23 protein-coding genes and 1 riboswitch are annotated in these 26322 nt (G+C 43.3%); of the genes, 19 read left to right on the forward strand and 4 right to left on the reverse strand.

Features of this window, described 5'->3' with window-relative positions:
• Positions 1–157: 157 nt before the first annotated feature.
• From BCU75_RS08070 to BCU75_RS08095, 6 genes are all read left to right on the forward strand, one after another.
• Positions 158–1339, forward strand: a complete 1182-nt coding sequence (locus BCU75_RS08070) for a patatin-like phospholipase family protein (protein WP_102473479.1) — start codon at positions 158–160, stop codon at positions 1337–1339.
• A gap of 61 nt (positions 1340–1400) precedes the next feature.
• Entirely contained in the window at positions 1401–2045 is a 645-nt protein-coding gene (locus BCU75_RS08075; protein WP_076677193.1) for a trimeric intracellular cation channel family protein, read from the forward strand.
• A gap of 181 nt (positions 2046–2226) precedes the next feature.
• Positions 2227–3411, forward strand: coding sequence for a BamA/TamA family outer membrane protein (locus tag BCU75_RS08080; protein WP_241905366.1), 1185 nt, complete (start codon positions 2227–2229; stop codon positions 3409–3411).
• Between the two features lie 238 nt (positions 3412–3649).
• Positions 3650–5650, forward strand: a complete 2001-nt coding sequence (locus tag BCU75_RS08085; protein WP_102473480.1) for a carboxylesterase family protein — start codon at positions 3650–3652, stop codon at positions 5648–5650.
• A gap of 294 nt (positions 5651–5944) precedes the next feature.
• On the forward strand, positions 5945–7126 hold the full coding sequence (locus BCU75_RS08090; protein WP_102473481.1) for a C45 family autoproteolytic acyltransferase/hydolase: 1182 nt from the start codon (positions 5945–5947) through the stop codon (positions 7124–7126).
• A 198-nt stretch (positions 7127–7324) separates the two neighbouring features.
• A complete protein-coding gene (locus BCU75_RS08095) occupies positions 7325–8749 on the forward strand; it encodes a phospholipase D family protein (protein WP_102473605.1) in 1425 nt (474 codons plus the stop codon).
• Positions 8750–8836: 87 nt separating this feature from the next.
• On the opposite strand, the gene BCU75_RS08100 is transcribed toward BCU75_RS08095, so the two are convergent.
• Together BCU75_RS08100 and BCU75_RS08105 are read right to left on the reverse strand one after the other, a co-directional pair.
• Positions 8837–9754 carry a LysR family transcriptional regulator gene (locus tag BCU75_RS08100; protein ID WP_102466484.1) on the reverse strand — a complete coding sequence of 306 codons (918 nt, stop codon included), beginning with the start codon at positions 9752–9754 and terminating at the stop codon, positions 8837–8839.
• 256 nt (positions 9755–10010) lie between these two features.
• Entirely contained in the window at positions 10011–10502 is a 492-nt protein-coding gene (locus tag BCU75_RS08105) for a DUF3299 domain-containing protein (RefSeq protein WP_102466485.1), read from the reverse strand.
• 323 nt (positions 10503–10825) lie between these two features.
• Here BCU75_RS08105 and BCU75_RS08110 point away from each other — a divergent pair, with 323 nt between their 5' ends.
• From BCU75_RS08110 to BCU75_RS08120, 3 genes are all read left to right on the forward strand, one after another.
• On the forward strand, positions 10826–11584 hold the full coding sequence (locus BCU75_RS08110; protein WP_076677183.1) for a hypothetical protein: 759 nt from the start codon (positions 10826–10828) through the stop codon (positions 11582–11584).
• 260 nt (positions 11585–11844) lie between these two features.
• Positions 11845–13413 carry an amidohydrolase family protein gene (locus BCU75_RS08115; protein ID WP_133148289.1) on the forward strand — a complete coding sequence of 523 codons (1569 nt, stop codon included), beginning with the start codon at positions 11845–11847 and terminating at the stop codon, positions 13411–13413.
• A gap of 210 nt (positions 13414–13623) precedes the next feature.
• Positions 13624–15339, forward strand: a complete 1716-nt coding sequence (locus BCU75_RS08120) for an autotransporter assembly complex protein TamA (RefSeq protein WP_102473482.1) — start codon at positions 13624–13626, stop codon at positions 15337–15339.
• A gap of 145 nt (positions 15340–15484) precedes the next feature.
• On the opposite strand, the gene BCU75_RS08125 is transcribed toward BCU75_RS08120, so the two are convergent.
• Positions 15485–16054: an NnrU family protein gene (locus BCU75_RS08125; RefSeq protein ID WP_102466642.1), complete on the reverse strand. Its 570-nt coding sequence runs from the start codon at positions 16052–16054 to the stop codon at positions 15485–15487.
• 212 nt (positions 16055–16266) lie between these two features.
• Positions 16267–16947 carry a glutathione S-transferase family protein gene (locus BCU75_RS08130; protein WP_102473483.1) on the reverse strand — a complete coding sequence of 227 codons (681 nt, stop codon included), beginning with the start codon at positions 16945–16947 and terminating at the stop codon, positions 16267–16269.
• A gap of 482 nt (positions 16948–17429) precedes the next feature.
• On the opposite strand from BCU75_RS08130, the gene BCU75_RS08135 reads away from it, so the two are divergent.
• From BCU75_RS08135 to thiM, 10 genes are all read left to right on the forward strand, one after another.
• Positions 17430–18527 carry a YdcF family protein gene (locus tag BCU75_RS08135; RefSeq protein WP_102473484.1) on the forward strand — a complete coding sequence of 366 codons (1098 nt, stop codon included), beginning with the start codon at positions 17430–17432 and terminating at the stop codon, positions 18525–18527.
• 130 nt (positions 18528–18657) lie between these two features.
• Complete coding sequence (locus BCU75_RS08140; RefSeq protein WP_009844829.1) at positions 18658–18909, forward strand: DUF2999 family protein; 252 nt, start codon at positions 18658–18660, stop codon at positions 18907–18909.
• A 248-nt stretch (positions 18910–19157) separates the two neighbouring features.
• Positions 19158–19898 (forward strand): helix-turn-helix domain-containing protein, encoded by a 741-nt coding sequence (locus BCU75_RS08145; protein WP_102473485.1) that lies wholly within the window; start codon positions 19158–19160, stop codon positions 19896–19898.
• Between the two features lie 73 nt (positions 19899–19971).
• Positions 19972–20889, forward strand: a complete 918-nt coding sequence (locus BCU75_RS08150) for a DMT family transporter (protein WP_102473486.1) — start codon at positions 19972–19974, stop codon at positions 20887–20889.
• 98 nt (positions 20890–20987) lie between these two features.
• Positions 20988–21099: riboswitch (TPP riboswitch) on the forward strand.
• A gap of 97 nt (positions 21100–21196) precedes the next feature.
• Positions 21197–22105, forward strand: a complete 909-nt coding sequence (gene thiD, locus BCU75_RS08155) for a bifunctional hydroxymethylpyrimidine kinase/phosphomethylpyrimidine kinase (RefSeq protein WP_102473487.1) — start codon at positions 21197–21199, stop codon at positions 22103–22105.
• Positions 22095–22853 carry an ABC transporter ATP-binding protein gene (locus tag BCU75_RS08160; protein ID WP_102473488.1) on the forward strand — a complete coding sequence of 253 codons (759 nt, stop codon included), beginning with the start codon at positions 22095–22097 and terminating at the stop codon, positions 22851–22853. Before thiD ends, BCU75_RS08160 begins: the two co-directional genes overlap by 11 nt.
• Positions 22846–23661 carry an ABC transporter permease gene (locus BCU75_RS08165; protein WP_102473489.1) on the forward strand — a complete coding sequence of 272 codons (816 nt, stop codon included), beginning with the start codon at positions 22846–22848 and terminating at the stop codon, positions 23659–23661. Before BCU75_RS08160 ends, BCU75_RS08165 begins: the two co-directional genes overlap by 8 nt.
• A gap of 117 nt (positions 23662–23778) precedes the next feature.
• Positions 23779–24735, forward strand: a complete 957-nt coding sequence (locus BCU75_RS08170) for an ABC transporter substrate-binding protein (protein ID WP_102473490.1) — start codon at positions 23779–23781, stop codon at positions 24733–24735.
• Positions 24736–24743: 8 nt separating this feature from the next.
• Positions 24744–25424: a thiaminase II gene (tenA, locus tag BCU75_RS08175; RefSeq protein WP_102473491.1), complete on the forward strand. Its 681-nt coding sequence runs from the start codon at positions 24744–24746 to the stop codon at positions 25422–25424.
• Between the two features lie 28 nt (positions 25425–25452).
• Positions 25453–26238 (forward strand): hydroxyethylthiazole kinase, encoded by a 786-nt coding sequence (thiM, locus tag BCU75_RS08180; RefSeq protein WP_102473492.1) that lies wholly within the window; start codon positions 25453–25455, stop codon positions 26236–26238.
• Positions 26239–26322: the final 84 nt, after the last annotated feature.

Below are 26322 nucleotides of genomic sequence, written 5' to 3' on the forward strand. Positions count from 1 at the left end.
TTTGGTCGACAACGTTTGTGAGGGTGAAGTCCTACAAACGCGAGTTAGGAAATTGAGTCAGTGATTTTAGTATGAATCCATTAAATCAAAACCGCTAGAGAGCGGATAGGTAACGTAGAGGAATGGACTCGCGTAATCAAACTTTCGTAGGCATCAGATGAAAGCAAATATCAAAAATACAACGATTAGTGGCGTGGTACTTACGTTTGTGACGGCGTGTACGTCACCACATACGTTAGATAAGCGAGTCAGTGAGCACAATTATCAGCAAGCCAGTGTGGTGTCGGGGAATAAACAACTGTCAGAACCCATTCGCATACTGAAACACGACAATTACTCTCTGTTTTTTGATGAATCGACTCAGAAAACGCCATTGCGCAGTCATGAAGACAGGTTGAATGTGTTGGTGCTATCTGGCGGTGGCGCGAGCGGTGCATTTGGGGCTGGAATATTAAACGGTCTTTATGATTCGGGCAGCCTACCAAGTTATAGCGTGGTGACTGGCATCAGTGCCGGTGCTTTGATGGCTCCTTTTGCTTTCGTGGGTAACGACAGAGTCGAGAGTATGAAAGCGGTGATGCTTGGAATAAAAGACAGCGAAGTCATCGGTAAGAAGAATCTACTCGATACCCTATTTAGAGATGCTTTTTCTCGTGGTGACAAGTTGATTGAGTTTATTGAAGCGACTTATACATCAGGATTTATCAATGAAATTGCTGAGGCCCATCAGTCTGGTCGACGACTCCTGATTGGAACGGCTCAGTTCGATTCCGAAGAGCTAGTGGTTTGGAATATCGGTCAAATTGCTGCGAGTGATATGCCGAATAAGCAGTCATTGATTCATCAAGTTATCGCGGCCAGTGCGTCTATTCCGGGTGTCTTTCCTCCTCAATTTATAGACGTTGAAAGTGAAGGCAAAAGATTGGAAGAGCTCCATGTCGATGGGGGGCTTGCTGCGCAAATGTTCCTGTTTGCCGACCACATTGATTACGCCAAGATCAACAAAGCCATGGGCATGACACAACCACCGAACGTGCATGTTATCCGCAATGGAAGACTAGAGATGCCCTACCAAAAGACCGCGGATAAAGGCATTAATTTACTTACACGAACCGTGCAAAGCATGACCGTAAACCAAAGTATGGGTGACCTTTATCGAATGGCTTACTTTAGCGAGAAGCAAGGACTCGACCTTAAATATACGTACATTGACAAGCATTTTCATGCGAGAGCAGGCAGCAAAGATATGTTCGATAGTCGTTACATGCTTTCGTTATACCAATACGGCTATTTGAAAGCGAAAAATGATCAAGTTTGGTCACAATTATGGCGTGATTAGATAGCACTTAAACGCAGTTTATTTATTGAGAACACATCCGTTATTCATAAGAGCAAATAACATGACAACAACTGAATTTATCATCAGCACGATCACAATATTGGGTACTGCGGCATTCGCATTGTCCGCCGTGTTGGCTGCATTAGATAAGAAGGTCGACATATTTTCGGTGACGGTATTAGGCATTATCACGGCGGTTGGTGGAGGAACGATACGCGACTGTATTTTGGATGTTCCAGTTTTCTGGTCGGTTGATATTTCGTATATTACGATTGCCTGTATGGCGAGTGTATTTGGTTTTTTCTTTTTCCCATTAGTTCAACGTAAGCAGATTAATACCTTGTACCTTTATATCGATGCAGTAGCGATTGCAATGTTTGCGATTCAAGGGACAGATAAAGCATGGTCACTCGGTTTTGGTCTTCCGGTAGCACCGGTTATTTTGGGGATTGTTACCGCTGTTGGTGGGGGCGTCGTCAGAGATACGCTTCTGCAACGACCATCGCTACTCCTAACTAAAGAACTCTATGCCATTCCAGTGGCGTTAGGGTGTCTGCTTTATTGTGGTTTCCTAGTTTTCTTGAATGATTACGTGCAAGTCGGGGCATTGATTTCAGCAGGTTTGATTGTTTACATGCGGCATTTATCCATTCAAAAGCATGTGGCTGTGCCTGATTGGGCGATTATCAAAAGCAGAATCAATTAGGTTCAATCTTGGGATCTCCTAAAGTGCTGTTGACCGACATGAACACTGACTTTAACGGCAGCACTAAGACTAAACGTAAAATTCCCTTTTCTTGCCTAGGCGTTGGCAGGTGATTTCGATGCATGGAAGCGTGATTCGCTAGAGAGTAACTCTGGCACTTTTCTAAGGCACTACTATGCAAATGAATAAACTCTTATCAACGCTGACCATGAGTTGTATTACCTTTTCTTGTTCAACGTTCGCTTCATTTTTTGATGAGGTAGATGACCAGTTCGATATGGGTCATCACATCGCAGAAAATGCGGTCGGTTTTTTACCTATCCCAATTATTATCACCGAGCCTGCGGTTGGCTATGGTGGTGGCTTAGTTGGGGTGTTTATGCATGAGACGGAAGAGCAGAAAAAACAGCGAAAACAAGCTGCGCTCACTTCATTGGACGGCGGGGCTCAGTTGATGCCAGCAGCGATTACAGCGGTAGGCGCTGCCGGAACGAAGAACGGCTCATGGTTTGCTTTTGCAGGACACCGCCACACATGGTTAGACGATTCGATTCGTTACATTGGGGGAGCGGGTTTGGGTAAAGTGAACCTTGATATCTATAAAGATATTTCATTCCCTGGTGTGGGTGACAAGCTGCCTTCTTTTGATAAAACTTTCGGCTTTAACACTCAAACAACCGGGGCTGCGATGCTTCAAAGTGTTCAGTTTCGTGTTGCTGATACCCCGCTGATGTTGGGCGTAAAACAGTTTGCTTCTTACACTTCTGTCGAGTCGAGTAAAAGCGCAGTGAACCAACTTTTGGCGTGGACGTTAGGCAACGAAAGCGTGACTTCAGGCTTAGGAGTCATCGCGGAATATGACACGCGAAACAACCTTTTTTATCCGACATCCGGCTTTAAAGTCGGAGCCGATTACATGATCTACGATGAGAAATTGGGTAGTGATTCGGATTATCAAAAATTCAGCTTAGAAGGCGAAGGTTATGTACCCATTACTGAAAAATGGACAATCGCATTTGCTGGTGACTATGAGCTATTCACTACCGAAGAGTTATTCGTTGCGCCAACGACACAACCTTATATCAAACTACGAGGCGTAGAATCTTTTCGTTATCAAGGGGATGAAATAGTCACGTTGCAAACCCAAATCACTTATGACATTGACCATCGATGGAAGGTGTCTGCTTTCTATGGCATCGGTGAAGCGAAAGAGGAGAGCAATTATAGTGAAAACGCTACCGTTGATGCTTATGGCGTTGGCTTTCGTTACCAAGTCGCTCGTCGTTATGGTTTGTACATGGGAGTGGATTTAGCGCGCAGCGAAAATGACGGTGCGTTCTACATCACTTTAGGCAGTGGTTTTTAAACCGACGGTTGGTTTCAATCATTCTTCAATAGGTTGAGCCTTCGATCCAGCTATTCAGGCTAGAGAGGATTCCATCCTACAAAGGCGATTATCGAAGTCGTTCAGTCGCCTTTATAATTTTTCGCAAGTCAGCACAAACGAACCAAAAGGAATGTGGTAAGCGCAGGGAGACGCTTGTTTGAGCCAATTAGCAAACTTTAATTAGCAAACTTAGCCATCAAACAAAGTGGATACTACTATGAAAACCAATCGCTCACTTATCATCATCGGAGCATCACTATTTTTAGCGGCTTGTGGAAGTGATCATTCTGACAACCAGCCTACGCCATCTAAGCCAGAACCACTGCAGCCTAATCCAACGCAAAGCATCAACCTTGAACTGGATTTCGCAAATATAACGGCATTGCGAGAATCGGTTGTGGTCGATCGTATCGATGGTCAACAAATACTTACCGATATCGATGTGTTTAAAGGAATTCCGTTTGCTAACGCTGACCGTTTTGAGCATAGCCAATTACATTCGCTTGAAGGCAGCATTGATGCGACTGAGTTTGGCTCAGCATGCCCACAATTGAAGAAAACGGCACAATCACAATCAGAGGCGTGTTTGAACCTTAATGTGTGGCGTCCTGCGAACACGCAAGCTGGCGACGACTTGCCCGTTTATGTCTATATCCATGGCGGTGACTTCGAGTATGGATCTGGCTCTGAAGCTTTAGTGCATGGCGATACTGTGGTTGCACAAAGTGTCGATGATAATCGTCCGTTTATAATGGTGACGTTGAACTACCGTTTAGGTGTGTTAGGAAGCCATTGGGTTGAGGGCAAAAATGCCGATGGTAATTATGGTATCGGTGACCAAAAGCGAGCATTAGAATGGGTGCAGGAGTATGTCAGTGATTTTGGCGGCGATGCCTCAAATGTCACTGTCATGGGGCAAGGTGCGGGTGCTATGTCGATTGGTCTACTTCAGCAACAAATGTTAGACGATAACCTACCATCTGCTTATTTTCAGCGAGCGATCATGCAAAGTAACCCTTATGGTTTTGAATATAGAAACTATTCAAGCGCTGAAAAACAAGACGAAAAACTTGAGTTAAGATCAGCTTCCGTCGAAGAGTTACTTGATGCTCAATCTGAAATATTAAGCCTTCCAAATCGAATTGTTGGTTGGGTTGCAAAAAGCGTGACGCCCGATTTGCTTGGTAAAGCAGAAAGTACGCCAATGAGTGAGTTGATGCCGTTTTCACCTTACATGGTGTGTACTGGTATGGGATTGCTTTCTTGTTCAGACAATGCTGAGCAGCCTTTTATTGCTGACTTTGCCGTACCAACCGTATTAGGTTCAAACGCAAAGGATTCAAGTACGATGACCATGTTGCCTCGGTTAACTTTCTTGATCCCTAAGGTGATCGAAATCTTGCAAGCGTCTCAGCCGGAGGACTTAGAATCTATGTCACAGGCACAGTTACTCACAATGGTTGAAGAGTGGATCAATGATGAGTCTAACATCGAAGTTACCAATGTACTTTTACGAGTTGATGACGTTCAGCTTGCTATTGATTTACCAGATATACGATTGCCGAGCACGGCCTATGAAGCAGTAAGCAAATTGTTTTTCGGTTATACAAAGAACCGCAATATAACTTCTCAATTGTTAAACTTTTCTGACTTTTCTCCTCGTAACGAAAGTGATTTGAGCTTGGCTATGAAAAATATGTCCCAGTTCAGCACCATGATGAATGACATGTTGTTCTCCGGGCCAAATAGAATGAAAGCGAAACAATCAGATCAAGCGGTAACCCTGTACCACTTTTCGTATAAACCAAGTTTTAACGTCCGTTCGTACAATACCAAAGGTCAAGAGGGGCTTCTGGATATAGAAGACGCAATGAAAACGCTGAGTTGTATTAGTGGTGCGTGCAATGGCTCTGAGTTGCCATTCGTCTTTAATAAAGCCGTTAGGCTTGATGGAACTGCGGTTTCACCATCGAAAAAAGATAAAGCCTTGATGAAAAATCTGTCTCGATTCTGGTTCAGTGATGAATTGTTCGATGGTTATGAATACGAAGCTTCTTCTGACAATGTGCTCGTGATTGATGAGCAAGGCGAGATTGGTGCTGAGTTATATTGGGACAGCTACACACAAGCGGGTGAAGACCCTCTGTTGAGTCAAGGCCGTCTAAATGGACTGGAAGAAACCGATATACTTGTAAGCTATTTCGTTACTGATGAATAACGCTTTTTAGAAAATCAGTATTACCTTATCTCAACGACCGTGTTGTATCGATAGGTATTTAAATTATACCAATGGCCAGTCTTTTGACTGGCCATTTTCATATCTGCGCCCCGATTTCAGCCGCCTAGGTCATTTGATTGGTGGCTTTATTTGTCTTTCTTTCTGCACGTCTTATTTAACGTTGATCTTACGGCTTTTGACGGATTTAGTCCGTCATATGGAATTGTTTGATTATAAAAATCATCCATATAATAGACCCAACTTAAACAGAAACACACTTCAAAAGAGGTCACTATGAACACTTCAACTCTAATCAAAAAAGCACAATTCGAAAACGGCACAATGTTTGAAACCAACGAAGACATGCTGTTTGTACTTCAACTTAATGGTAGTTGGTATGAAATGGGTCAGCAGTACGGTGCGCTTTCAAAAGAGCACATGCAAGCAATGTACGATGTGCTTGTACAGCCTGAATTTGACAAAGGTTTGATCAGCCAAGCTAAAGCATTTGAGTTGTTTGGTTCACGAGTGTTTGCATCACTTTCACTTCGTCGTAAACAATATTTCCAAGGTGTCGCAGATGCACTTAACTGGCCTGTAGAAAAAGCCATTGTGCTAGACCAAAGCGGTCCGATGGCTATCTACCTGGGTAAGCTGCACTCTTTCTCTGGTTGTTCATCTTTAGCAACATGGGGTGAGAGTACGAATAATGAAAACACAGTGGTTGGCCGTAACATGGACTGGAATGAGCTCTTCTTAGATTTCCCAATTTATACCACTGTTTATAACCCAACTGACGGTTCGAATAGTGTTGTAAACGTGAGCTGGCCTGGTTGGACATGGATGGTAACGGGTTTCAATGACCAAGGTGTTTACACAGATTTGCACGATGGTACATCAATGGGAGGAAACATCGTTTCAATTGAAAAGCCGTCATTTTTAAATTCAGTATTCGACTACATGACAGAGTCTGATACGGCTGAAGCATTGAGCGCGCGTTTTCAAGCGGCTCGTACTGATATTGCGTCAATTTGGATGGTGGCGGATAAAGACGGTCAAGCTTGTGCTTATGAAAATACGATTCAAGAAAACCGTAGACGTGTATCAGAAAAAGGGGCGAACTCTTTCGTGACTGTGAATACGTTCTTAAACCCTGATTGGGGTTTGGGTATGCGTGAAACACAAAGCTTTTCACTGAAACGTTTAGAAAATTTAAATGCTCGTCATGATGATCATAAAGGCGACATTGATGCTCAAGTTATGCGCGATATCTTTGATTTACCGCTCTATGACGAAGACGGTAACTTCAAAGAAAACGGTGGTGTAACTAAACCTACGAATCAAGATGTGGACTTAACTAACTACCAAGTAGTTGCTGATTTGAACGAGCTACAAATGTGGGTGAAACTTCCAGCTCTAGGCGAAGAGAGTGATTGGGCTCATATCGATGTTAAGTCGCTATTCAATAAAGCATAAGTTGATACTCGTCGTATGGATATACCTTTGTTAGCACGGATGCTGACTCGACCTTCTTCAAACAAGTCCCTTCTTGGCCTAAGTTAGCCAATTTTATTAAATTTCAGTGGATTATATCTGCGACTAACCCATTGTACTTACTCCTGTTTTATAAGAGGTAATCGTGTGACTTTACCGCCATTCAGATTTTACATTCTGATGGTTTTCGTTTCGTTGGCTACGGGATGTGCCACTTCATTTCCTGAAGTTGAAAGTGATTTTGAACAAAATTGGCAACCTACAGAGTATCAAGTCAGTGTCTATTTAATACCGTCAGCACCAGAGGCTTTAGCAAGGCGAATAGAGTTAGTTCGTCGTGCGCAATCGAGCATCGATATGACTTACTTCTCGTGGGATAAAGATCTCGTCGGGCTCATGCTTTTGAATGAAATCAAACAAGCGGCCGACCGAGGTGTAATGGTTCGACTGACACTGGATGATTTATTGGTGTTCAATGAGAAATGGTTAGCGGATCTCGACCAGCACTCGAATATTGAAATACGTCTTTTTAATCCGTTCGAATCCAGAAAAATAGGTTGGTTGGGGAGAGCTTTTGATTTTGCCTCTGATCACTCCACTTTTGATCATCGCCTACATGAAAAATACTTTAACGTTGATGGGACGTGGATGATTTTAGGGGGAAGAAATATCGGCAATGCTTATTTTGGTTACAGTGAGAAAGCGAACTTCTTTGATATGGATGTTTTGTTCCAAGGGCAGATTATTCAATCGTTTTCTGCTAATTATGAATCATTGTGGGAAGGGGGTTTATTACGCCCTATATCCGATAAAATTAGCGTCAATCCTAGTGGTGAATTTCGGTTTTTTTTCAAAGCTTTCAACAGCGTAATGAGCCAAAATCAAGACTTGCAGCTCTTTATTGCCAGAACAGTTAACGAACTGTCACCCGTGACGTACACGGCTACAACGGCCAGTCCGGTCTTTGATTCAACGGAAAAGTTACTTGATAACCAGCCTTATTTTAGAACTCGAGTGCAACGTTTGTTGGATGAACCTTTGGCATCAGCTCAGCACGTGTTGATATCGACACCTTATGTGGTTCCAAGTAATGGCAAATTTAAGGTTATCGATAAGTTGACGAGACAACAAAAACAGGTCGAATTGATCACTAATTCTTCAAGCTCAAATGACTCACCTTTTGTATCTGCTTCTTATGAAGTGAGTAGAGAAGATCTGCTTGATAAAGGTGTTACGTTACTTGAATATAAAGATCAAGCGCCGAACGACGACCATTATTATCATGTTGATACTTATTACCACAATAAGACCATCATCGTTGACCGCAGGCTGACGTATATTGGTTCTTCCAATTTTGATCCACGCTCTGATTACTTGAATATTGAATTTGGGTTATTTGTACGAGATGAAGAGTTTGCTAAACAAGTTGAACATTACTTAAAAAAACAGAAAGATGAACTGTTCTGGGTCGTATCGCGGAATGAAGAAGGTGAAACACAGTGGGTTTCTGGTGAAGCTGTAGAGACGCAGTCACCTAATTATGGCTTAAGTCATGATATGCCTGATTGGCTTTTTCGTAAGCTTAATATTGAATTTGAACTTTAGTAAAAGGGGCATTATGCCCCTTTTTTTATTTCCAGCTCCTAACGGTTTATTTTCAGCTCTTAACGATTTACTTCATCAGATAGTAATTTACTGTTTATCGATCTGTAGAGAATTAAAGTGTTTTATGTATTCGTCGACGGATTTAAGGATGGATTTCTTTATTTCTAAAATGGGTTTGGAGTGGGTGTTCCACAGCGCGAACGAGAATTTCAAACCATGTTTTAGTTCATCTAGCTTTAGAGGTTCTAAGTGCTCTGTAACGTATTGTGATTCTGAAAGCACTTTAGGCAACCAAGCCCAACCTAAATCACTTTCAATCAATTTAATCACTAATGCGAGTTGATCGACTTCTTCATTGTTGGCTGAAAGGACAATTTTCTCTTTCAATCCATCATGAGTAAAAGATCTCAATACAAATTGTCTATTTGTTCTAAGCGCGCCTAAAACTTGATTCTCTGACAGTGTGGTCAGTTTGCTTCCTTTCTTAGCAAAAGGTAAGAATTCCACATGGCCAATGAAAGTTGAATCCTTACCAAACATGCCTTTACCTTGGTCGATGTTGACCAAGCCAAAATGAATATCTCCGTTATTAATGCCTTCTTCTACTTCTTGCTTGGTTTTTACTAAGAAGTTGACTCTCATGTTTGGAAAGTCTTCAGCAAGTTGTTCTCTGATCAAAGACAATATACCGTGTGGCACCACACTTGAGTAACCAATATTGACTCGCTCAAGTCCACCATATGAAAGGCTTAATGCGATCTTGTCGAAGATTTTTGATTGGTCGATAGTCGATTTTGCGTAGTGATAAAGTAGGTGACCTTCTTCCGTCGGTTCTACGGCTCTTCCGATACGTTCAAATAAGTCTACCGCAAGGACATCCTCTAAATTGGCAATGACTTGCCCTGTTGTCGTTCTATGTTTATTGAGTTTTGCTGCGGCTTTACTGAATGAACGCTCTTCATAAACCGTCACGAAGGCCAATAGTTGCTCAATACTAAAATTCATTGCTTGGTAGCTCCCCACACAATATTTATTGTTGTCACTTAAACCTAACAGTAATCCTCAGAAATGCCACGAAAATTGGCCTTGTTTACAATGAATGCACTTAGGATTTAGTGGTTTATCGTTATATAAATTGATGTGTGATCGAATCGAGGTCTAGGGGATGAGGGAGGCAAGTTATGCAGAAGCATATTTGAGTTCGTACAGATACAAAAAAGCCGCATCAATGATTGCGGCTTAGAAGCTGATAATAGCTTGGTTACTCGTAGGGCTCGACTTCAATGTTATTTAGGCTGTAGCCAGCATCGGCTAAGTCGGTTGAATTGTTTTCAATGTTAAGAGTACCGGAGACATAAACAACGTCCCAAAGTGCTTGGTTACTGGTTCCATCTGGTGCATCGACAAAAATGATTTGATTGGTTGGCGGTGGTGGAACATGGATACAAGCGCCATAGTACGGGACAAGCAAAAACTGTGTCGTGGTCTCACTGTCGCCTTCTAGTGGAATTACAAACCCCGGTATTTTGACTGTTTTCCCGACCAATTCCTTTCGAAAAGATCCTACAGTATTTTGCAGCGGGGCTTCACCTGTATGATCCATTGTAAATTGTACGGAGGCATTCTTTATCATTTCTTGTTCGTGTACCGGGACAAGATCTTTCCATTCAAGTGTCACGATGTCAGAAGCAATGCTGACGCTACTTAACAGTGCTAAAGAACAAGCCGCGACTCGTATTAATGCGTTTTTCATTTGAGACTCCTCATTTTCGTTGTTGAGTAGCTTATTTCTTTAGCGTGCTTTCTGTTAATCGCTTATGCCGGATGTCGCCCTGCCTTTTTTGTTTTTCGGTCTTTCCCCACAAGCCAATCATGTCGTTGATAGCTTCATCGTAAGAGTAAGAGTAAGAGTACGAACAAGAGGCGATGGTTGCTAACTATGATGGGTGGTGTCCGTCATTTGCGATTAAAGAGTTTAGGGTTATTAGTCAAAAATACCTGCAGTACGGAAACAGGTGAGAAACAACGCTCACAACTTTGGAGGGAAATGCACTTTGTATTGTATAGGTATTAAAAATGAAAAAATTCACACGAACGACACTCGCCATTATGTCAATTGGCAGCATTGCTGCAGGTGTGGCAACACAAGTATTTGCAGAAGAGTCTGCACCCAACCCATCTGACTTGACTGAAACAAGTACGTCTGCATTTTTTGGTTTGAATAATCAAGGTGCATTAAAAGGGTCTATATCTGGAGATTTCCATTTCGATAATGGACAAACGGGTATGTTGACGGTTGAAGGTACGATGGACAAAGAAGGAAAATACTCGGACAGTCGTATGCAGTATTTCCATGTCTTCACAACAGACAACCACGTGGTACCAAGAGCTGCTTTGTCGGTTGATGTTATCGATAACTCAATGTTTACATCAGCGTCTATTGGTGGCGTAGCAGCCATCAATGCGGGTGTAGAAGGTTTACAGTTATTTCCACGTTTAGGCGTGTTGGCGGGCGAATATTCAGATGAATCAATGAATGCGTTTAATGCGAACAGTAGCGAAGCATACGGTGTGTCAGCAGCGTTTTATATGATGTACACATTAGGTGACGATGGTACTTATATTGGCGCTTGGCCAGAATATAATTACTTAGACGGTGATATTGAAACATCATTATTAAAATCGACGGTCATGATCGCAACACCTTTCTCAAATGACAAAACTCGCTGGGGACAACTCCGAGTCGATAATACCTCTGGCTCAATGCAGTCTAAAAATCAATCTATTGATATCGACGATACTGTTGTTTGGGCAAACTACAAATTCTATTTCTAATTTAATCATTAGCGGATAACAAAACTGCGGATGACGAATAGCGAATTTCAAAAGCACGACTTGCATTTCAAGTTGTGCTTTTTTGTATGTGTTCGTTTTTCGATCTCTAACTCTCGAATGAATGCATTATAAATTATGCAGGGTCATATCCGTCATGTGAGAGTTAGTGGAATGAGTGAATTCGTCAATAATATGAATCAAAGAGGCAACGCATGTTCTCATTTATTGTTCATTTACCGAATTGATTTGGAGTAACCCATATGAAAAATACAACTACAGCAAACCAACTAAAGAAGACGACTTTGGCATTGATGGTCGCTCTGTCACCTAGCGCATTTGCTTATGACTTAGTGATTATGAACGGCCGTGTTATGGACCCTGAGACAGGAACAGACAAAATTGCAAACGTGGCTGTAGACAATGGTCAGATTGTTGCGATCACGGATCAAATTTTGGATGGCGATAAAGTTATCGATGCTGAAGGTTTAGTGGTTGCTCCTGGTTTTATTGATACTCACTCACACGTAGTGGCCATCCCTGTTATGCAAAAATTACATTTGCGAGGTGGTGTGACAACCCCTCTTGCGCTTGAAGTTGGAGCATACCCTGTGAACAATTGGTACAACCGCTTGGAAGGTCGTTCGCAGACTAACTTTGGCGCGAGTGTTTCATCTGGTGGTATTCGTACTAAGGTGTTTAACGAAAAATACAATACCCGAACAGGTACTATGATCAACGACATGTTTGATGCCGAAGAGACAAAAGCATCAGGCATTAGCGGTGATGCTTTGTCGACGATAGCAACACCGGAACAAATCAAACAGATTACAAAAATGGTTGATGAAGAACTGCAGGCTGGCGGTTTAGGTATTGGTGTACCGGTTGGGTATATGTCTAAAGCGGCGACCGTAGTAGAAACCAAAGAGTGGCAGCGTTTAGCGGGTGAATATGGCGTACCTACTTATCTGCATGGCCGTTTTTCGAGTGAGCTTCCGCCGACTTCGGGCCTGTTAGCTATTGAAGAAATGCTCTCAAGTGTAGGCATTTACGGTGGTGGTCTGCTCGTTCAACATATGCATCAGCAAACGTTGAATGAAACACCGGCAGCGCTAAAAATGCTCGATGATGCGCGTGATAAAGGTTATAAAGTAATGGCTGAAATTTACCCATACAATTTTGGTGCGACGATCGCAGCGGCTGATTATCTAGAGCCGAGTAACTACAAACGCAATATGGGACGTGATTATTCAGATATCATTGAAACTGAAACGATGAAGCCATTGACAAAGGAACGCTACGAGCAATTGTTGAAAGAAAATCCAGGTGCGAGTGTAATGTTTTATGGCGCAACCAATGACGATTTGAAAAATGCACTTGCTCACAGTTCGACTACTGTTGGAAGTGATGCTTTCCCTTTAATGAAAAAAGACGGAATGATGGCTTATAGTTGGAACACTCCGTATGAAGGTTTACAAGGTCACCCTCGCGCGGCGGGTACTCAGGCTCGTGTATTAAAAATGGTTCGTGAAGACAATCTCATGCCATTGATGTCAGCAGTCGCTAAAATGTCTTACATGCCAGCTAAATTCTTGGAAGAGAATGGCATTGAACAAATGAGTAAAAAAGGTCGTATTCAAGTGGGTGCGGATGCGGATATCACAATGTTTGATCCTGAGACTGTAACTGATAATTCAACATTGAAAGAACCTGGATTACCATCAACAGGCATCCCTTATGTTGTTGTGAATGGGACGGTGATCGTTGAAAACTCGAAAGTGCTGGAAGGTGTGTATCCGGGGAAAGCCATTCGAAACAGTGTTTCAAAATAGAGCTCTATAAGAACACTTCAAATAGGTTTTAAATTGGAAGCCTAACGCTGCAGCTAACACTACGTTGCATCTTAAAAGCCTTGTTGAAAGACAAGGTTTTTTTATGCCTTGAATGTAGCGAGAGTAGGATGACATCCGTCGAATGCGATTCATAAAGAAGTCATTAATCGTATTACATTGACGCTGTTCTTAGGTGATAGAGATAGCGGCATGACCAAGATTCATCCATTTCATTTTTTGCTCGCCGTATTTGGCTTTTTTTCGGCTTACACCAATGCCATGGGTTTTGATATATCTGGCTTACCTTTAGAGTTAGAAACGAACCTTCGATATCATCTAACCGCTTATGAAGACAAAGAGGCTAGTCGACTGAACCAACGAAAGTTGCATTCCACTGTTGATGCTGCGCTTAGCCCATATGGTTATTACCACTCGCAATTGAAGGTACACTCTGTCGATGATCAGAGACTTTCATTGGAGGTTGATTTGGGCTTGCCTACTAAGGTTGCTACGGTCGATGTCGTAGTATCAGGAGAAGCGTCTCAAGATATCGATTTCTCTATGTTGCTTGCTAATAGGACCATCAAAGAGGGAGATACCTTGAATCATCAAGCATATGATTCACTCAAGTCTAGGTTGTTGTCGTTAGCGCAAAGAAAAGGCTATTTTGATGGTGTCTTTACGCAATCAAAACTTGAAGTCATTCCGAGTCAAAATATTGCGAACATCCGACTCCATTTTAATTCGGGTCCGAGATACAAGTTTGGCAGGGTTACTTTCCATCAAAATCAAATTGAAGAGGATCGAGTTCGAAGCTTGAACACCTTTGAACAAGGTGACCTCTTTGAAACCAACTTGGTTTCGGAATTTCAAGCGCAATTGATCAAAACTAACTGGTATCAAGGTACGAGTGTCGTTTCAAATTGGTCGACTGCGAATGAAAAAAATGAAGTTCCCATTGATGTGTATCTCGATCCTAAGACTAAAAATATTGTTCAGTTTGGTGCAGGATATTCGACGAACTTAGGAGCTAAAGGGTCGCTTCGTTGGCAGCAGCCTTGGTATAACGCGAGAGGGCATAGTTTTGAAAGTAAACTCGAAGTTTCAGAACCTGAACAGTCACTGAGCTTGGGTTATAAGATTCCTACTAAGGACGTAATCAATGATTATTACGGTGTTCGGTTCGAGAGTAAGCAGGTTGATTACCTCAATACTAACAGTGTTATGGGGGACCTTGTATTCGAGAAACACTGGAAAGTGGATGAAGAGTGGCAAAGTACGGTTTATCTAAAGTACCTTTACGAGAATTATCAGCAAGCTTCTGACGAAAATGAAACACAGCTGATGATGCCGGGCATTGAATTTCTTTATCAACCAAAGGCTTATCAACCTAATAACCCACTATTCAAAGACTTAAAACATTGGCATCTGTATTCGATTGAATACTCCGACCCAAACCTGTTGTCTGATTCTCGAGTGCTTAGAGTAACGGGGGATAGCCAGTTGGCATGGAACATCACTCAGAACCAAATCTTTTCCATGCGTTCTTATTTAGGCACAAACTTTTCAGATTCAATTGAAGATCTACCATCATCTTTAAGGTTCTTTGCTGGTGGTGATGGCAGTGTTCGTGGTTACAAATATGGTTCGATATCACCGACAGACCAAAATGGTGAGCTAACAGGTGCTCCCTTTGTAGCTACGCTTGGACTTGATTACCAAGCACGAGTTTACAAGTCGTTTTGGGGAGGCATATTCTATGATGTTGGTGATGCATTTGATACTTCACCGAACTGGAACCAAGGCTTAGGGGTAAGCGTTGAGTGGAAGTCTAAGTACTTGCCTATTAAACTCAACTTGGCGAAAGGTGTTAACTCGGAAGACGAATATCGAGTGCATCTATCATTCGGAACCAAGTTCAATTAGTACCTGATATTTCAGCTTCATACTGATATTGCTGTTCCATATACAGAGTAGCAACTGCCCTCTGATAATAATGAAAAGAATGGGTATTAGATGCTCAGTAGAAAAACTACTGAGCAAGTCGATCAAGTAACGTGGTAATTATTGCTTAACCCAATAATGGCATGCCTATTAGTTTTCCGTGCAAGAAAAAAATCATCACCACCGCGAGTGCGATACCAATAACGACCGAAATAAGATCGTTAATTTTACTGACTTTTAGTCTTGGAATCGGTCTTGGTTCTCTTTTCTTCATCGAGATAATATCGAGAATCGCCCAGATAATAAAAGAACCAAACAGTATCACATCAGCCAACATTCCATTGACGAGCAGGTGGCTTATCGCCCACAGCTTAACGGCCATTAGTTGAGGGTGTTTAATGAATTGTCCGATTCTGCCTGGAAAGTAGGGAGCAACAAATAAGATCATCGCAGGTAGCATCACCAAATAGGTGATATGTCTGAACCAAAACGGAGTGACGTAAATAAGTGTAGGTTCAAGCCTGAGCTCGGCATACCCTTTGCCAATTAAAACAACCCCCACAATTGAGATCAGCGCATAGAAGCCTTTCCATGCGATTAAATTCTTTGCGGCTAAGCGGTCACGTAAACTCTCAGCGAAAATTGAGATAGAGTGAATACCTAGAAATAGGACTAACCCGAAAATAAAGCTCAACATATTTTATCCTTAAACAATGATTTAGCACGGCAAATCGCTGTGTCATGAGTTGGAATTTCGGGTAGACATATCAGCCATTATTATCAGACCCGCAAACGTAATCATTTCATAAATATGGATTTTATTAAAGCGTGGGGTCACGAAATGAAAAAAGCCACCAGTAATAATATTTCTATTATTACTGGTGGCTTTTAAGTTATTAAATCGAAATTTTATTTGTCTTGTTCAAAGTTAGATGGAAATAGTGCTCGACGAGTTTCTTCATCAAATTCAGTTTTAAAGCTAATACCTTTGCCTATCTCTCGAGCTCTTAATGCCGCGGGGCGAGCGTTTACGTTGTCGAACCAACGTTTAAGGTTTGGGTAAGGGTTCAATCCTTCTTCGCCAAGAACAAAAGGTGCTTTGTCGATCCAACCCCACGCAGCAACATCCACGATGGTGTATTCATTGCCAACGATAAACTCGCGTCCTTTCATGTGATTTTCTAACACATCGTAGTGACGTTGTGCTTCACGCAAATAACGATTTGCTGCGTAATCAAGGCCTGCGGGGGCAACCTTTTGAAAGTGTACTGATTGCCCTGAATATGGACCTAATCCACTGGCAATAAACATCATCCAAGATAGCAGTTCAGCCCGGTCTTGTGGTTGGCCTGCTAATTGACCTGTTTTTTCAGAAAGGTAAAGAAGGATAGCGTTGGAATCGAATACACGTTGCCCATCGTCTTCAATCGCTGGCGTTTTACCGTTCGGATTAATCAAACGATATTCCGGCGTGTGTTGCTCACCCTTTAAGGTATCTACAGGAACAAGTTCGAAATCAAGCCCTGTCTCTTCAAGAAAAAGGGCGATCTTCATTGGGTTTGGCGTGTGATGAAAATAAAACTTAAGCATAGGGTAACTCCTTGTATTGGAAATTCATTAAAGCATTACTTGAACGATCGTTCAATAATTGATTTTGGATTATATGCAAATTGATCGACTCGTTTTGAGTTCCTATGACTGCTGAACTTCATCATACCCAGAGGAACTGCGTAGAGTTGTCTAGTGTAAGCGTTTTTAAGTTGTTGAATAAATGAGCATAAACTTGATTTTTTGGTTCAATAGCTAAGTATAAGAGGATCATTTTTGATGACGTTGAACGTGTCGAATTGAAAGATAGGTATTCAAAAATAGTTAATCGAACGTCTTAAATACAAAAGTTAACTCGGTTTTTACTTCGCTCAGGCATACAAATTTGTGATCTGGAGTCACACCTTATGCAACAAATGAATATTAACGCGATAGATTTTGGGGTGGTTCACGGTTTTTTAATATTAGGGGCTTACATTGGGGAGCAAATCTGATGTGAACACTTAACGACACAGGATCTTTCCATGAAAAAGAACATTATCGCCCTCGCTCTTGGTGGCATGCTGGCTTTTGGCGTAACACCTTACTCTTTTGCCGCTAACGATGGTGCTGTAGAAGCTTCTGCAGATTACGCGCAGTTGGTTACCAAGCGACAAGTTGTAGATCAATTATTACTTGATGCGTTGAAGGCGTTTAAATCTCCAGCAAGAATTTCTCACGCTGGTTTCACGGCTAAAATGCCAAGCAACATGGAAATTGTAACGAATCGATTACTAGAAGCTTACAAGCTTGAACCTTACCGTACTGACTTGTTGATCTCGGCAGCCAATGCTCAGATCTATAACAAAAATGCAGAGCGAGCGATTGAGCTGTTTGAACAAGCTCTGACTGTCGCCCCTGATGATGTAGACCTACATGCATATTTAGCTGTTTGGCAAAGATTTGACGGCAATGACAGTGAATCCAATAAGCACATGGAGAAACTAGAAAGCCTGAACAAAGGCAAAGCTGAAGATATTAAGCGTATTTTCGCTACCGTTGATCGTGTGTTAGAAACACCTCTTAAAGAGTCTGCGGATAAAGGGTTACTTAGCGACCATGGTGCAATCGTCACGTTAGGTTATGCACTTAACCCTGATGGCTCAATGCATGAAATTTTGATTGAACGTCTTGAAACCACATTAGCGATGTCAAAAGCCAACCCGGATGCGATGATCGTACTAACAGGTGGTGTACCTAAGAATCACAAGACAGAAGGTAAGTTGATGGCGAATTGGCTTATTTCGAAAGGGGTAAGTAAAGATCGCATCATTGAAGAGAACTATGCGACCAGCACGGTAGGTAACGCTTTGTTCAGTAGCTATGCGCTTGCTCGTCATAACATCAAACATGCGACAATTATCAGCTCGGCGAGCCACGTTCGTCGTGGTCAAACTCTGTTTGAAATCGCCAGCTGGCAAACTGGCCCTAAGGGCATTACGTTCGATACGGTTTCTTACCCAGACAAGCCGTTAGAAAGCCTTAAGAACGCAACTAGTGGCGAGCTGTTAGGCATTTATCGTGATGCTCTAAGAACCTATGGTATGTGGAGCTACCGCTCTTACCCATTGGAGTCTCGCTAAGCCCAAGAATTATTTGCGTTTGGGAAAAGCACAGTTCGTGTTAAACCAAAGCTTCACTTGTTAGTACAATCGAGCACAGCTAGATGGTATGCTGTGCTCCTACTTAATTTAGTGTTTCAAAGGCAAAAAAATGAACCCGATTTTAGCAATGTTGAAAGAGAACAATATTAGCGACGAGCAGATCAGCGAGATATTCAAGACGTTGACCGAGAACCCTCTTGCAGCAATGGCGACAATCAGCCAACTTGGTTTACCACAAGATAAGCTTCAAATGCTGATGGGTCAGGTAATGCAAAACCCTGCGCTAATCAAAGAAGCAGTTGAAGAGCTTGGCCTAGATTTTTCTAAGGTTGAAGCCGCTAAAGAGCAACTTCAAAAATAAGTGAGTGTGATCTAGCGATAGAGTTCATGAGCGATAGCCGGTTTGGCTAACTGTTCTTGGCAACGCTAGTTAGACTCTAATAAAAAGCCGTTTGAGCAATGTAGTCATTGTTTAAACGGCTTTTTTGATCGTCTCAAGATCAGGTCAGGGGACAAACAAACGCTAGCACGATGTGACTCACTCGCTTAAATCATGTAACTTCGTTTTTAACACTCTTGTTCTCAATAAACCGAATTTCGGCGTTGCTCATGAAATCTAGCTTAAGCATTCGATCTTACACCAAGCAATTTAATACCCATGCTCATGATGGCCATCATCAATTGGTATTGCCGATCCAAGGCAGTATCAATATTGAAATGGTGGGGTATATCGGCAAAGTGGCCGTGGGTGAATGTGTGGTAATTCCGGTAGCCACAGCGCATGCGTTTAGAGCGGATGAAGCAGCGAGGTTTATTGTCGCGGATATGGCAGAGTTGCCGCAGCACTTGTTAGAGCATGAGCTCTCGGTTTTTACGATAACACCACCTTTAATGAGCTTCCTGCTGTTTGTAGAAAAGCAGTTGGAATATCAGGTCGATAGCGGTATTGAGTCATCAATCTTGGATGTGTTTTCATTGCTATTAGAGCAACAACAAGTGAGCAAGAGCATCGACCCAAGAATCCGCGCCGTACAAAGGCTGATAGTGGATAATTACGCCCAACCTCTCTCTATTTCACATCTTGCAGAAACGGCCTGTCTGAGTCCCACTCAATTCAAAAAACTCTTCAAAGAGTGCTTGGGTATCAGTGCGCTTAAATACATCACTTGCTTTCGTATGGAGAAAGCTCAAGCCCTGTTAACTCATACCGATTTACCCGTTCAATTGATTGCTGAAAATGTGGGCTATAGTGATGTATCTGCTTTCAGTCGACGCTTCTCTCAGCACTTTGGGATGTCCCCAAGGGCGTTTCTAGGCTCAATGAAAGAGAGTCTTTCAAAACAACAATAGCGTCCTTTTAGCAAACTAAACCTTATCAATCTTCACTATTATCTATTTCAGAACTGAAAATTGGATAATAGAAATGAATCTTGCCATCAATCGCGTTAACGAACTCCAAACGGGCACTTTGGCCATCTTGTTTGCTTCTATTTTATGGGGCACGACAGGCACCGCCGCAAGCTTTGCACCTGATTTAAGCCCATTAGCGATTGGTGCTTTCTCTATGGGCGTCGGTGGTCTAATGCAAGCGGGTTTGGCGTATAGAAAAATCCTATTCGCTTTCGACAAACTTTTGCAGAACAAGAAGCTGTTGGCAGTGAGTGCTTTGGCTTTGGCGGTCTATCCTTTAGCTTTCTATTCTTCAATGAAATTATCAGGTGTGGCGATTGGTACGGTAGTTTCGATTGCGACCGCACCTTTCTTTTCTGCTCTGTTAGAGTGTCTGATTAGCAAAAAGAATAATATCAACAAACGTTGGCTCACTAGCTTTGCGATTGGTGTGGTAGGTATTGGGTTGTTGGTGTTTTCAGAATCTTCATGGGCGAATGAATCCGGTGATGATCTGAAGCTGTTGGGTATTGCTTTAGGTCTGGTCGCTGGTTTGTGTTACGCCATTTATTCTTGGGCGACAAAAGCATTGATAGATAAAGGGATTAAGTCACAAGCAGCGATGGGCAGTATTTTTGGCCTCGGTGCGATGCTGTTGCTGCCAACGCTCTGGTTTACTGGTGATAACCTGTTTTCCTCACAAGCTAACGTATTAGTCATCAGTTATCTGACGTTAATCCCGCAATGCTTGGGCTATATCGCTTTCAGTTTTGGTTTACGCCACGTCACCGCGAGCAGTGCCAATCTGCTGACCTTGTTTGAACCAGTAGTCGCAGCGGTGCTTGCCGTCTGTGTTGTCGGTGAGCTTATTCCTTTTATAGGCTGGCTAGGTATGTCTCTGATTGTAATGTGCTTGTTTATACAGTCGAATCCATCTAAAGGAACGTTATAAGTATTTGTTTTGTTTTGCCTAATTGAAATTTTTTCATGTGTAATTCTTATAATTGAATAAAATCAGTATCTCAGTTGTGAGAGTGCTGTTACTATCGCTATCAATAGTCGGGGGGCATATTCCTTATTTGGTGTTTGCTGAGATCGTTAGTCGAGACCCGTTGAACCTGATTCAGTTAACACTGGCGTAGGGAACTATAAGCACTCGTTCTACGTCTGCATTCATGAATACTGTTCATGAATCTATTGCGACTTCTCCTTCGATCGGTGTTCGTTCTCCTACGTCTTGTAAGATAGTAGGAGCGACAATGACACACAGTTCTATTTCAAAAGATTTAACGCCAAAAGCCTCAACTCCAAAAGCCTCAACACAGCAGCACTCTGCTGAAGACACGATTCGCACGAATACTCCGATTGTTTTAACCATCGCGGGTTCTGACAGTGGCGGCGGTGCAGGTATCCAAGCTGATATTAAAGCCATGTCTGCTACCGGTAGTTTTGCTTGTTCTGTGATTACCGCTATCACTTCCCAGAACACTCAAGGCGTTTCCGCCATTTTTCCTATTCCACTTGATCATGTCGCTAGCCAGCTAGATGCGGTTTTCACTGATCTCAATATCGTGGCAGTAAAAGTCGGCATGTTGGCCGATTCGCAAATCATCAAAGTCGTCGCGGACAAAATCAAACAATACCAACCTAAACACTTAGTGATTGACCCTGTCATGGTGGCGACAAGTGGAGACCTGCTGTTAGAAAACTCGGCAATTACGACGCTAAAACAAGAGCTGATTCCGCTCGCAGACATCATTACGCCTAACTTGCCAGAAGGCGCGGCGTTAACAGGCAAGCCAGTACCTGAAAGCGAAGCCGAAATGCAGGGCATGATTGAAGACTTACGCGCACTAGGTGCTAAAGCTGTCCTGCTAAAAGGCGGTCACTTAGAGAAGGATGAGAACAGTAACGACTTACTGATTCTGCCAACCACATCTGCTCTGATTAGCGCTAAACGTTTTCCTACAAAAAATACCCATGGCACGGGTTGTACGCTTTCATCTGCTATTGCTTCTTTCTTGGCTCAAGGCAACACGCTTTCAGAGGCTGTCGACCTAGGCAAACAATACATTTCGCGCGCGATTGCTCACGCTGATGAGTTGCAAGTCGGCCAAGGTCATGGCCCAGTAAATCACTTCTTCGCTGGACACGGTAATGTCCGTTAATACGATTGGCGTTCAACTCAGCAACGCGACTCTGCGTTACCGAGATAGCGAGCACGCGACCTTATCTGGGCTGTCACTGAGCTTAAACGCAGGTAAGTGGACGGTATTGCTTGGTCGTAGTGGCTGCGGGAAAACCACGGTATTGCGTTATCTGGCAGGCTTGCTGGACGACAAGGTGGAGTGGCAGGGCACATTGGCAACCTCTGATGATCTGCCTTTAACGGATCGCATCGCATACATGGCACAACAAGACTTGTTACTGCCATGGTTGTCGGTTATCGACAATGTTTGCCTAAGTCATCGCTTTCAAAATCCAGCTTCTGATAAAGCACCGCAAACCAATCAAGCTCTAGAGTTGCTAGCTGCGGTTGGTTTGGCTGATTATGCGAATGCGATGCCGGACCAATTGTCTGGCGGTATGCGTCAGCGTGTCGCTTTGGCTCGAACCTTAATGCAAGACAAGCCAGTGGTGCTGATGGATGAACCGTTCTCTGCGCTGGATGCGGTAACAAGACACAAGTTACAGACCTTAGCGTGTGAACTGTTAAGAGATAAAACCGTTGTGTTGATCACTCATGATCCACAAGAAGCGGTGCGTTTGGCGGATAACTTGTATGTGTTGCAAGGCACGCCTGCGAATGCTCAGTCTTTATCTGTGCCCAATACGGGCACACCAAGAGTGTTAGATGGTGAATGTGCTGAGTTACAACAAGCGATCTTAGAACAGTTGGAGCGTGATTATGAATGATCTAACGCGAAGCGAAGCTGTGGCTCATTCAGCTAACGTACAGACTGCCACTACACGTCCTCGTCAGATTAATCCCATTATGCGTTTGCTGATCAGCAGCGCCGTGATTCTCGGTTTATGGCAAATGGTGGTGGTTATCTTCGAGATGCCTAGCTTCATTCTGCCAGCACCTGCAGAAGTCTTCATCAAGCTAATTGAACGTTACGATGTGCTACTCAAACACACTTGGGTGACTGCGCAGGAGATCTTACTTGGTCTATTGCTCGGTTTGTCTATGGGGCTGTTTTTCGCCCTACAGATGTTGATGTTCGAACCGCTGAAACGTTGGTTGTTGCCTATCTTAATTGCTAGCCAAGCAATCCCTGTGTTTGCGATCGCACCAGTGTTGATGTTGTGGCTGGGTTATGGCATCGCGTCAAAAGTGGTGATGGCGGCGATCATTATCTTCTTCCCCGTGACCACTTGTTGTTACGACGGTCTACGTAATACACCGACAGGTTACCTTGATCTTGCCAAGACGATGGGTGCATCTAAATGGCAATTGCTCCGTTATATCCAATTGCCTGCCGCATTGCCAACACTGGCGTCTGGCATTCGTGTGGCGGTGGTTATTGCCCCAATTGGCGCGGTTGTCGGCGAGTGGGTGGGTTCGAGTGAAGGGCTAGGTTACCTAATGCTGCAGGCCAACGCGCGCATGATCATTGATGAGATGTTTGCTGCCTTGTTCATCTTGGCGGTGCTGTCCATCTCGCTCTACTTCATCACAGACAAATTACTTAAAAAAGCTATCCCTTGGGAAAACCAATGATGGTTCGCTCAACACTTTGTTTAATAAGGCTTCGCTCAACGCTATTTATCTAAACAAAACTTCGTTAAAAATTAGCTCTATAAACACAATAATAATATTCAAAAGGAAAGGTTAACTATGAAAAATACCAAATTGGTAGGTGCAGTGGCACTGCTTGCTTCGCTAGTTTCAGGTCATGCATTGGCGGATTCTGAACAAAAGAAACTGACATTGATGTTGGATTGGTTTGTGAACCCGAACCACGGCCCAATTGTGATTGCTCAAGAGCGCGGTTACTTTGCTGACCAAGGCCTAGAGGTTGAAATCCAAGAGCCTGCAGACCCAAGCACGCCTGCAAAGTTGGTTGCAGCAGGTAAAGTCGATTTAGCAGTAACTTACCAACCAAGTTTAACCATGGATGTAGCGGCAGGTTTACCTCTCGTTCGCGCATCAACCCTTATCGCAACGCCATTGAATACGTTGATGGTTTTGGACAATGGCAAGAACGATTCATTAGCGGACTTGAAAGGTAAGAAGATCGGTATCGCGATTGCGGGTAACGAAGAAGCAACTATCGGCACTATGCTAGCGCAAGAAAATGTTGCGTTTACAGACGTGCAAACCATCAATGTCGGTTGGGCACTTTCATCTTCATTAGCATCAGGCAAGGTAGACGCAATTTGGGGTGGCTTACGTAACTTCGAAACCAACCAGTTAGCACTTGAAGGCTTTAAAGCAAAAGCGTTCTTTCCTGAAGAGCACGGCGTACCCGCTTACGACGAGCTGATCTTTGTGGCGAACGCAAAGAAACACGACGACGAAGCGATCAAAGCGTTCAACAAAGCACTTGAGCAAGCAACCACTTACATTGTGAACCACCCACAAGAGTCATGGAGTGAGTTTGTGGCGTATTCACCAGATACGTTGAACAACGAACTTAACCAACGTGCATGGGACGACACACTGACTCGTTTTGCACTTCGCCCTTCAGCTGTAGATATGAAGCGTTACGACGATTACGCGCAGTTCATGTTCGACAAAGGCATTATCAAATCACTACCAAAAGCCGCTGATTACGTACCGACTTTTGACTAAGGAATCTCATGAAATACCAAGACTTAATCCAAGCCTGTCAGCAAGATTGGCAAGACTACATCGAGCATGATTTTGTTAAAACGCTGGCGAACGGCACTCTCGCTCAACCGTGTTTTCTGCATTACTTGAAGCAAGATTTTCTGTTTTTGAAGCAGTATGCTCGTGCTTATGCTTTGGCGATTTACAAAGCTAAAACCTTGGCTGATATGCGTCGTGCACTGCCAAGTGTTCATGCTCTATTAGATTCTGAAATTTCACACCACGTGACTTACTGTGGTCAATGGGGTTTAACGGAGTCTGACTTGGAAAATGAACCTGAAGATTTCGGCACCGTTGCCTACACGCGCTACGTTCTAGATGCAGGTATGACGGGTGATCTTGTCGACCTTTACGCGGCACTGGCTCCGTGTTCAATTGGTTACGCTGTGATTGGTAAAGCGTTGTTAGAAAGCAGTGATACTGTGTTAGAAGGCAACCCGTACGCAAGCTGGCTGCAACTGTACGGCGGAGAAGAGTTCCAATCAGGCGTGGCAACGGGCGCGGAATATTTCAATCAACTGCTTGCTGAAATTGATATCAACAGCGAGCGCGGTCAGAACATCGTTCATATCTTCAAAACCGCAACGCGTATGGAAGTGGCTTTTTGGCAGCAAGGTCTGAATGCACTTAATGACTCAACCGCGGTTTAAAGCGACTTTCTTGAATAAGGATTAATCCATGCTAACTGAACAAATCATCCAATCGCTGCGCGCAGTACGAGAGCAAAAACCACTGGTTGTGAACATCACCAACTACGTCGTGATGAACAATACGGCCAATGCGTTATTGGCGATTGGCGCTTCGCCTATTATGGCGCACTCACAGCAAGAGCTGGCAGAGATGATGTCTTTCTCTGGCGCGCTTGTGATCAACATCGGTACGCTAGACAGTGTGTGGACACCAAGAATGCGCTTTGCTGTTGAACAAGCGAATGCGAACAACAAGGTTGTGGTGCTTGATCCTGTGGGTTGTGGTGCAAGTACGCTGCGTACCGAAACTTCTCGTGAAATTGCACGCTTAGCCGATAAGTTGATTATTCGTGGTAATGCATCTGAAATTATCGCACTAGCGGGTGAGCAAGCACAGAGCAAAGGCGTTGATGCGCTAGATAGCAGTGATGCCGCATTAGGCGCAGCGCAATGCTTAGTGGCTGAATATGGTGCGAACGTGGTTATTTCTGGTGAAACAGATTACGTTGTGACTAAAGACAGCGTTGTGACGTTAAACAATGGTCACCTAATGATGCCGTATGTGACGGGCATGGGTTGTACGCTAACAGCGCTGACGGGTGCTTTCGCGGCTGTCGGTGATGACAGTGGTTTGGCTGCAGCAGCAGTTTTAGGTGTGGTTGGCGAAATCGCCGCTGAGAATTCACGTGGCCCAGGTAGTTTGCAAATGAACTTACTCGATGAGCTGTATCAACTAGATGAAGAGACACTGATTCAACGTTTAAAGGTTCAGTAGTCTCAATCTGGCTTAAGCATTTAGCTCACTAAAAAGCCCTCAACTATTGGTGTCAGTTCAAACACGAATGTGCTGGGGGCTTTC

It is taken from the genome of Vibrio splendidus, from assembly GCF_002873455.1.
GTDB lineage: Bacteria > Pseudomonadota > Gammaproteobacteria > Enterobacterales > Vibrionaceae > Vibrio > Vibrio splendidus_J.

What these genes read in the sequence shown, in the direction of transcription:
- BCU75_RS08070 (WP_102473479.1), top strand. Translation starts at nt 158, where the DNA reads ATGAAAGCAAATATCAAAAATACAACGATTAGTGGCGTGGTACTTACG.
- BCU75_RS08075 (WP_076677193.1), top strand. Translation starts at nt 1,401, where the DNA reads ATGACAACAACTGAATTTATCATCAGCACGATCACAATATTGGGTACT.
- BCU75_RS08080 (WP_241905366.1), top strand. Translation starts at nt 2,227, where the DNA reads ATGAATAAACTCTTATCAACGCTGACCATGAGTTGTATTACCTTTTCT.
- BCU75_RS08085 (WP_102473480.1), top strand. Translation starts at nt 3,650, where the DNA reads ATGAAAACCAATCGCTCACTTATCATCATCGGAGCATCACTATTTTTA.
- BCU75_RS08090 (WP_102473481.1), top strand. Translation starts at nt 5,945, where the DNA reads ATGAACACTTCAACTCTAATCAAAAAAGCACAATTCGAAAACGGCACA.
- BCU75_RS08095 (WP_102473605.1), top strand. Translation starts at nt 7,325, where the DNA reads ATGGTTTTCGTTTCGTTGGCTACGGGATGTGCCACTTCATTTCCTGAA.
- BCU75_RS08100 (WP_102466484.1), bottom strand. Translation starts at nt 9,754, where the DNA reads ATGAATTTTAGTATTGAGCAACTATTGGCCTTCGTGACGGTTTATGAA.
- BCU75_RS08105 (WP_102466485.1), bottom strand. Translation starts at nt 10,502, where the DNA reads ATGAAAAACGCATTAATACGAGTCGCGGCTTGTTCTTTAGCACTGTTA.
- BCU75_RS08110 (WP_076677183.1), top strand. Translation starts at nt 10,826, where the DNA reads ATGAAAAAATTCACACGAACGACACTCGCCATTATGTCAATTGGCAGC.
- BCU75_RS08115 (WP_133148289.1), top strand. Translation starts at nt 11,845, where the DNA reads ATGAAAAATACAACTACAGCAAACCAACTAAAGAAGACGACTTTGGCA.
- BCU75_RS08120 (WP_102473482.1), top strand. Translation starts at nt 13,624, where the DNA reads ATGACCAAGATTCATCCATTTCATTTTTTGCTCGCCGTATTTGGCTTT.
- BCU75_RS08125 (WP_102466642.1), bottom strand. Translation starts at nt 16,054, where the DNA reads ATGTTGAGCTTTATTTTCGGGTTAGTCCTATTTCTAGGTATTCACTCT.
- BCU75_RS08130 (WP_102473483.1), bottom strand. Translation starts at nt 16,947, where the DNA reads ATGCTTAAGTTTTATTTTCATCACACGCCAAACCCAATGAAGATCGCC.
- BCU75_RS08135 (WP_102473484.1), top strand. Translation starts at nt 17,430, where the DNA reads ATGAAAAAGAACATTATCGCCCTCGCTCTTGGTGGCATGCTGGCTTTT.
- BCU75_RS08140 (WP_009844829.1), top strand. Translation starts at nt 18,658, where the DNA reads ATGAACCCGATTTTAGCAATGTTGAAAGAGAACAATATTAGCGACGAG.
- BCU75_RS08145 (WP_102473485.1), top strand. Translation starts at nt 19,158, where the DNA reads ATGAAATCTAGCTTAAGCATTCGATCTTACACCAAGCAATTTAATACC.
- BCU75_RS08150 (WP_102473486.1), top strand. Translation starts at nt 19,972, where the DNA reads ATGAATCTTGCCATCAATCGCGTTAACGAACTCCAAACGGGCACTTTG.
- thiD (WP_102473487.1), top strand. Translation starts at nt 21,197, where the DNA reads ATGACACACAGTTCTATTTCAAAAGATTTAACGCCAAAAGCCTCAACT.
- BCU75_RS08160 (WP_102473488.1), top strand. Translation starts at nt 22,095, where the DNA reads ATGTCCGTTAATACGATTGGCGTTCAACTCAGCAACGCGACTCTGCGT.
- BCU75_RS08165 (WP_102473489.1), top strand. Translation starts at nt 22,846, where the DNA reads ATGAATGATCTAACGCGAAGCGAAGCTGTGGCTCATTCAGCTAACGTA.
- BCU75_RS08170 (WP_102473490.1), top strand. Translation starts at nt 23,779, where the DNA reads ATGAAAAATACCAAATTGGTAGGTGCAGTGGCACTGCTTGCTTCGCTA.
- tenA (WP_102473491.1), top strand. Translation starts at nt 24,744, where the DNA reads ATGAAATACCAAGACTTAATCCAAGCCTGTCAGCAAGATTGGCAAGAC.
- thiM (WP_102473492.1), top strand. Translation starts at nt 25,453, where the DNA reads ATGCTAACTGAACAAATCATCCAATCGCTGCGCGCAGTACGAGAGCAA.